We start from the raw sequence: 328 nt of genomic DNA on the forward strand, positions 1-328 counted from the left end.
AGGCGTCGACACGCTGTCTGTACGCGACGCTCCGCCGATGTGCTCGATGCCGATCGACAGGCGCACGGTGTCCTCGCTGACCCCGGCCTTGGCCAGTTCGGCGGCATCCAGTTGGCGATGCGTGGTCGAGGCCGGGTGGGTCGCCAGCGACTTTGCATCCCCCGGGTTGACCAGGCGGGTGAACAGCTTCAGCGCATCAAGGAAGCGTGCGCCGGCTTCACGGCCACCGGGCAGGCCGAAGGTCAGCACGCCCGACCCATGCCCGCGCAGGTAGCGCTGCGCGGCGGCATGCACGGGATCGTCAGGTAATCCCGCATAGCGCACCCAG

The 328-nt window shown here is 68.9% G+C and carries 1 protein-coding gene; it reads right to left on the reverse strand.

Going from position 1 to position 328, the window contains the following annotated elements:
- On the reverse strand, positions 1–328 hold a 328-nt coding region (locus EN874_RS32790; protein WP_135884733.1), incomplete at both ends, for a PLP-dependent transferase.

The sequence above is a fragment of the Mesorhizobium sp. M1D.F.Ca.ET.231.01.1.1 genome (assembly GCF_003999155.2).
GTDB lineage: Bacteria > Pseudomonadota > Alphaproteobacteria > Rhizobiales > Rhizobiaceae > Mesorhizobium.